This is a genomic window from Tabrizicola sp., assembly GCF_036781545.1.
Classification (GTDB): Bacteria; Pseudomonadota; Alphaproteobacteria; order Rhodobacterales; family Rhodobacteraceae; genus Tabrizicola.
Genome location: NZ_DAIQAT010000029.1, coordinates 22260 through 29023, shown reverse-complemented (window position 1 = coordinate 29023; position 6764 = coordinate 22260). Strand labels below are relative to the sequence as shown.

Genomic DNA, 6764 nt, shown 5'->3' with positions numbered 1-6764 from the left:
TATAGCCGAAGACGATGACGATGGCCGGGATGACCAGCGGCAGCAGGGTGATGAATTCGATCACCGGGCGGGCCTGCGGCAGCTTCAGCCGCACCCAATAGGCGGTCGGGACCACCAGAAGCACACCGAAGACGATGGTCGCCGCCGCAAGCGTCAGCGAATAGCCGAAGGTCTCCCAGAAGCGGGGATCCTCGAAGACGCGGGCATAGGCATCGAAGGAATACTCGCCCCGCCGCATTTTCAGGCTGAACTCGGTCATCCCGACCAGCGGCAACAGGAAGTAGAGGCAGCCCGCAAGGAAGGCCGCCCAGGCGAGGAGACGCTTCATTTCAGCCACCTTTCGGAGCGGGTTCGCAACACGATGTAGATGACATTCGCCAGCCCGGTCAGCACGATCATCCCGAAGGCCAGCGCATAACCGAGGTTGGGGTTGCCCAACACATCGCCGCGGATCTGCGCGAAAAGCTTGATCGGCACGATGTTCAGCTGCGGCCCGGTCAGGGCGAACGCTGTGGCGACCGCCCCGAAGGCATTGGCGAACAGCAGCGCGAAGGTGCCCAGAAGCGAGGGGAACAGGATCGGGAAGGCGACCATGCGCCAGTATTGTCCCGCCGTCGCGCCCAGCACCTCGGCCGCCTCGCGCCATTCGCGCTTCAGCCCGTCCAGCGCCGGGGTGATGATCAGGATCATCAGCGGGATCTGGAAGAACAGATAGGTGACGACCAGCCCCCAGAAGGACAGAAGGTTGAAGCCATAGGCGCGCAGGTTGATGCCGAACTGGGTCTTCAGCCACAGCGTCACCAGCCCCGCCGGGCCGAGCGTGGCGATGAAGGCGAAAGCCAGTGGCACGCCCGCGAAATTCGACGCCACGCCGGAAAAGGTCAGCAGCGGGCTGCGGATGAATCTGGGAAGCCCGCCGAAGACCACCGCGGCAGCCATCGCGAACCCTACCGCACAGCCCAGAAGGGCGGTGATCAGCGACAGCTTGACCGAGGTCCAGTAGGCATTGCGGATCGAATCGGTGTTCAGGTCGATCAGGTTCTGAAGCGTAAAGCTGCCGTCAGGCGACTGGAACGCCCCGATCACGATCTTCATCGTGGGCAGGATCAGGAACAAGAGCGCAAAGGCCACGAACGGCAGGATGCCCAGCCACTCGACGGGCAGGCGCCATCTCGCGGCGGGCGGAGCGGTGTCTCGCATCGTGGACTTTCCCCTGTCGGTCAGGCTCCCAAGGCGTCTGGCGGCCCCGGTGAGGTAGGCCCCCGCCCCGGACGGACCGGGACGGGGGTGGAGGCTCAGATCACTCGACGTTGGCGCCGACGACCGAATCCCAGCCACCGGTGACGGCGGCCTTGTTCGCGTCCACCTCTTCCAGCGTCGGGAAATAGGCGGCTTCGTAGGCGGCGGCCGGCGGCAGCGCATCCAGCAGGTCCTGCGGGATCTTGCCGGCAGCGGCCATCGCGTTGAAGCGCGCCGGGTGGCAGTAGCCCTTCAGCCAGCCAAGCTGACCTTCGTCGCTGTAGAGATACTCCATCCACAGCTTCGCCGCGTTCGGCTGCGGCGCATAGGCGCTGATCGCCTGCACATAGACCCCGGCCAGGACGCCCGACTTCGGCACCACGACCTCGACCGGCGGGTTGCCGGCCAGCGTGTCGCGTGCGGCAAGCGCGTTGTAGTCCCACATGATGACGATCGGCGTGGTGCCCTGCGCCAGCGTACCGGCCTTGCCGATCACCGGAACGAAGTTGCCCGCATCATTCAGCTGCTTGAAGAAGTCGAGCCCGGCCTTGCCGGCCGCCTCGCCCGATGCCGCCCCGGTGGACATGCCCGCGGCCAGAACCGCCAGGATCGCCTGGTTCGACGCGCGCGGGTCGCCCGCCAGCGCCACCTGCCCGGCATATTCCGGCTTCAGAAGGTCAGCCCAGTCCTGCGGCACATTCTGCACCAGGTCCTTGTTCACCAGGAAGGCCATCACGCCGTAGTAGTCGGCATACCAGTGGCCATCCGGGTCCTTGATGCCCTCGGGAATCTCGTCCCAGGTCGCGACCTTGTGCGCCTGGGTCAGCCCGTCGGCCTTGGCCTGCGGGCCGTAGGCGAGGCCCACGTCGATCACGTCGGGCGCTTGCGGGCCCTTGTTGTCCTTGTTGGCCTTGATCGCCTCGACCTCGTCGGCCGAACCCGCATCGGGGTTCAGTTCGTTGACTTTGATTTCGGGATACTTGGCCTTGAAGCCCGCGATCACATCGCCATAGCCGCACCAGTCGTGCGGAAGCGCGATGGTGCTCAGCGTCCCCTCTGCCTTTGCGGCAGTCTCCATCTCTTCCAGGGACTGCGCAGAGGCAGTCGAAGCCCACAGCACTGCGACAAGGCTCGCGGTCCTTGCCAGCGCGGTTTTGGTCGTCATGTTGGTAACCTCCATTGTTGACCGGCCCCATGTAACCAGCGCTCGAGACAAAGCTGTGACACCGCGCGCAGTTACGAGCCGTTTTTCTGTCCAACCTTGTTACGGTGGCTTTTCACTGAACGCTAGTCCGATGATTGACGGCGTGCTGATCTCCAGAAGCCCTAGGCGGGGTGGCAGCGGGGGCATGGATGTAGAGCGTCACCGCCAGACGATGATCTTCCGTCTCCCCCGGTTCCACAAGCAGCGCGGTCGTAGCCGATTTCGCACTCGTTCGTGCAGGAAAACCTCGACTTTGCGGAGTGGCAGGGCGGTCAGCCGGGAATCGTCTATATCCCCCACCACCAGGATGCAGCGACTGCGGCAATCTCCGGGTTCCATCACCGACCCCCCCGCCAGAAAGTGCCGGAAGGCGGCGCGGGAGCTCGCCTCGTCGTAGTCGGGCAATTCGGTACCAATAGCGATCCTGCGTGGAGCGCAGGCTTTATCGGAACCATCGGCGAGGGGGAAGCATGCCCGTGAGGCAATCTGCGCCCGGAAGCAGAGCGGTGCCCACTGGCTTACCCGACGGGCAAGCTGCGACCTCCGGCTGGCCTCATAAGCTGCCTGTCGTGGGAGCTTAGTTTGGCGTCGTAGTATGATCTGGAGACGATGCAGCGGCTATTCGATCCCCAGCGCCGCCTTCACCACCGGCAGCCCCTCCTGACCGTCCAAGGTAGTCACGCCCGCCAGCCAGCCCTCCAGCAGTTGCGGCATCTCGGCCAGCTGTGCGCGGGCGGCCTCCTGTGGCTCCAGCCCGTCGGCCAGGATGCGGCGCATCCCGTAGTTCTCGTAGTCCAGCGTATAGGCCAACTGCGAGAACAGCTTCGCCGCATTCGGACACTCCGCCGCGAAGCCGGGGCGCGAGATCGTATAGACCGTGGCGCCGCCGTAATCCGCGCCGAACACCTCGTCGCCGCCGCCGAGATAGGCGATCTTGTAGTCGATGTTCATCGGATGCGGCTCCCAGCCGAGGAAGACGATCGGCTCGTTGCGCGACACCGCGCGTTCGACCTGCGACAGCATCCCGGTCTCGCTGGTCTCCACCACCTCCCAGCTGGCATCGAAACCGTAAAGCCCCTGCGCCACCATATCCAGCAGGTAGTCGTTCGACCCCGGCTCGATGCCGTAGATCTTGCCCTCGAACATCTCGTGGTTGGCGGCCACGTCGGCGAAGGTCGCGATCCCGCCCTCGGCGACATAGGCCGGCACCGCCAGGGTGAACTTCGCCCCTTCCAGGTTCTTGCCCAGCACCTCGACCCAGCCCTTGTCGAAGAACTCCTTGAAGTTCTCGTCCTGCACCGGGCGCCAGTTGCCCTGGAACACATCCATGTTCCCCTCCTGCAGCGAGGTATAGGCGATACCGAGACCAAGCAGTGTGTCGCTGGCCTCGTAGCCGAGCGCGTTCAGGATCACCTCGGCGGTGGCGTCGGTCAGCAGGATATCGGTCCAGCCTAGGTTGGCCAGGTGGACGGTCTTGCAGCTTTCGGCATCGGCAAGGGCGGTGCTGGCGGCAAGGCAGGCGATCAGGCTGGTGGCAGCAAGCGTCTTCATGGTTTTTTCCCTGTTGGTTGTGGCAGCAGTCATGGATCGAAGGTGATGATGGAGCGTGCAACCCGGCCGGCGCGCAGGTCGTCGAAGCCCTCGTTGATGGCGGACAGCGGCAGGCGGCGCGAGATCATCCGGTCCAGATGCAGCCGACCGGAGAGGTAAAAGTCGACATAGCGCGGCATGTCGACCCGGAAGCGGTTCGACCCCATGTTCGACCCCTGCAACCGGCGATCGTAGAGCAGCGACACCGGGTCGATCTCCAGCCGCTGGCCCACGGGCACCATGCCGATGATCGTGGCGATGCCCGAGGGCGCCAGCATCTCGAAGGCCTGTTCCGAGGTGCGCTTCAGGCCGAGCGCCTCGAAGGAATACTGCACCCCGCCCCCCGTGAGGTCGTGGATCGCCTCTACCGGATCGCAGGCCGAGGCGTCGACGGTGTCGGTGGCGCCGAAGTCGCGGGCCAGCGCGAGCTTGCCGGTGTTGATGTCCACGGCGATGATCCGCCCCGCCCCGGCGATGGCGGCGCCGTTGATCGCCGACAACCCGATGCCGCCGCAGCCGATCACCGCCACGGTGGCGCCGACCTCGACCCTTGCCGTGTTGATCACCGCGCCCATGCCTGTGGTCACCGCGCAGCCGATCAGCGCGGCGCGGTCGAAGGGCATGTCGGGGCGGATCTTCACCAGCGCGTGTTCGTGGACCAGCATCATCTCGGCGAAGGCCGACAGCTCGTAGAACTGCCCGACCGGGGCGCCGGCTTGCGACAGCCGCGGCGGCTCTTGCGGTCCGCGCCGGGTCTCGTGCTGGTGGTCGCAGCTGTAGGGCCGGCCGCTGGTGCAATGGCCGCAATGGCCGCAGAAGACCGAGAGACAGCCGATGACGTGATCGCCGGGCCGCAGCCCGATCACTCCCTCGCCCACCTTCTCGACGATGCCCGCAACCTCGTGCCCCAGCACTGCGGGGGCCTCCAGCGCATAGGTGCCGTCGATGAAATGCAGGTCGGAATGGCACAGGCCCGCCGCCATGGTCCGCACCAGCACCTCGCGCGGGCCGGGGTTGGCGACCTGCACCTCGCCGAGGGTCAGCGGCCGGTGCGGGCCGTGGAAGATGGCGGCTTTCATGGGTGGGTCTCCGGGGAAAGGTGGCTGCGCAGGAAGGCGGCGATCTCGTCCAGCGAGGCGGCAGCTTCGGGCAGGACGCGATAGAATTCAAAGACATGCCAGAGTCCGGGCCAGTCGCGCAGCACGACTGGGGTGCCCGCCCGCTCCAGCGCCGCGGCCAGGGCATGGGCCTGTTCGCGCAGGAGGTCGCGGCTGCCGGTGATGATCAGCGCCGGCGGCATCCCCTCCATCGAGCCGTGGAGCGGCGAGACCGAAGGATTGCGCGCCGTCGCCTCGGCCCCGGCGTAAAGCCGCGCGGCGTCGGCCAGGTGGCGGCGGGACACCGTCGGATCCCAGCCGTCGTTGGCGCAGGGCAGGCCCTGCCCAGCATCGACCCAAGGCGACAGCAGCGCCATGGCGGCGGGCATCGCCAGCCCCTCGCGCCGCGCCGCCTGCAGCATCGCCATCGCCAGCCCGCCACCAGCGGATTCGCCCACCACCGCGAAGGGCGCCCCGGCATCGGCGACGAAGGCGCGATAGGCCGCCAGCGCATCCTGCGGCGCGGCGGGCCAGGGATGTTCCGGCGCCAGCCGGTAGGCGGGCGAGGTGATCCGCGCGCCCAGCCGGGCGGCCAGCGCGGCCGAGATCGGCAGGTCGGCCTCGGGCTCGCCGCTGATGTAGCCGCCGCCGAACAGGTAGAAGACCCGCTGCGCGCCCGGCCGCAGCCCTTCCTTCGGCCGGATGACCAGGCTGTCCACCCCGCCCACCGACATTCGGGTCAGCGCCACGGCATGGTCGCGCGCGGCGGCGCGACCCTCGGGGCGGCTGAGCCGCAGGTAGTTGTCGCGGAAGGCCGGCAGGCTGGCGGCCGAGACGCTCATCGCCCCGACCGGCAGGTTGTCGCGCAGGAACTGCCGCGCCTCGGGGCCGAGGCGGGCATCCTCGGCCTCGCGCCGCGGGGTCTCGTCCTCGGGCGGGGTGAAACTGTGGCCGGGCAGCCGGCGGTGCAGCACGCGGTAGAGCAGGTCGCGCGACCGTTCGGGGGTGAAGGTCACCGGGTTGGCGGCGTTCTGCCACAGCCCGTCGATGAAGATCGCCAGCTCCTCCGCAACCTCGCGCGCCTCCTCCGCCGAGAGGCCCATGTCGCGCAGCGCATGCGACAGGTTCGAGATGAAGCGGCGGTCGTAGGCATGTTCGATCCGCTGCAACAGCGGAAATTCGCGGATCAGCGCATAGATCGCCAACCAGCTGTTCACCGCCTCGGGCGTCAGCACCGAAGGCGCGATCTGCGCCTCCATCAGCGCCGTCACCTTCTCTTCAGGGGTGCGCGCCAGCGCCAGCCGCCGCCGGATGCCCGAGGTGAACTCGCGGTAGATGCTGCGGAAGGTTTCCAGCAGCAGCGTCTCCTTGTCCTCGAAATAGTGCTGGATCAGCGCCGGGGCCACGCCAGCCTTGCGGGCGATGCGGCCGAAGCTGGCCTTGGCAATGCCCTCCTCATGGATGCAGGCCATCGTCGCCGCGATGATCTGGCGCCTGCGCACCGGCTCCATTCCGACCTTGGGCATGGCACCTCCGCCCGGGGTGCCGGATGTCAGCACCTTGATTCGTTTTTATAGTGTAAGCATACAATAAACGATTGACTATGCAGAACCGGTTCGCTTCTTGGCTGTTCG

5 protein-coding genes and 1 pseudogene are annotated in these 6764 nt (G+C 66.8%); all 6 read right to left on the bottom strand.

Annotation, left to right across the window (positions count from 1 at the left end; genetic code table 11):
- Positions 1 to 328, bottom strand: a pseudogene (locus V7Q39_RS07335) (ABC transporter permease); the annotation flags it as partial.
- Positions 325 to 1200, bottom strand: a complete 876-nt coding sequence (locus tag V7Q39_RS07330; protein ID WP_333815904.1) for an ABC transporter permease — start codon at positions 1198 to 1200, stop codon at positions 325 to 327. The pseudogene V7Q39_RS07335 and the gene V7Q39_RS07330, both read right to left, overlap by 4 nt.
- Before the next feature lie 100 nt (positions 1201 to 1300).
- Positions 1301 to 2404 (bottom strand): ABC transporter substrate-binding protein, encoded by a 1104-nt coding sequence (locus tag V7Q39_RS07325; RefSeq protein WP_333815903.1) that lies wholly within the window; start codon positions 2402 to 2404, stop codon positions 1301 to 1303.
- Positions 2405 to 3061: 657 nt separating this feature from the next.
- Positions 3062 to 3994: a glycine betaine ABC transporter substrate-binding protein gene (locus tag V7Q39_RS07320; RefSeq protein WP_333815902.1), complete on the bottom strand. Its 933-nt coding sequence runs from the start codon at positions 3992 to 3994 to the stop codon at positions 3062 to 3064.
- A 29-nt stretch (positions 3995 to 4023) separates the two neighbouring features.
- Positions 4024 to 5112 (bottom strand): Zn-dependent alcohol dehydrogenase, encoded by a 1089-nt coding sequence (locus V7Q39_RS07315; RefSeq protein WP_333815901.1) that lies wholly within the window; start codon positions 5110 to 5112, stop codon positions 4024 to 4026.
- The gene (gene betI, locus V7Q39_RS07310; RefSeq protein ID WP_333815900.1) at positions 5109 to 6656 is read right to left on the bottom strand and encodes a transcriptional regulator BetI; all 1548 of its coding nucleotides are present in this window, start codon (positions 6654 to 6656) and stop codon (positions 5109 to 5111) included. Before betI ends, V7Q39_RS07315 begins: the two co-directional genes overlap by 4 nt.
- Between the last annotated feature and the right edge of the window lie 108 nt (positions 6657 to 6764).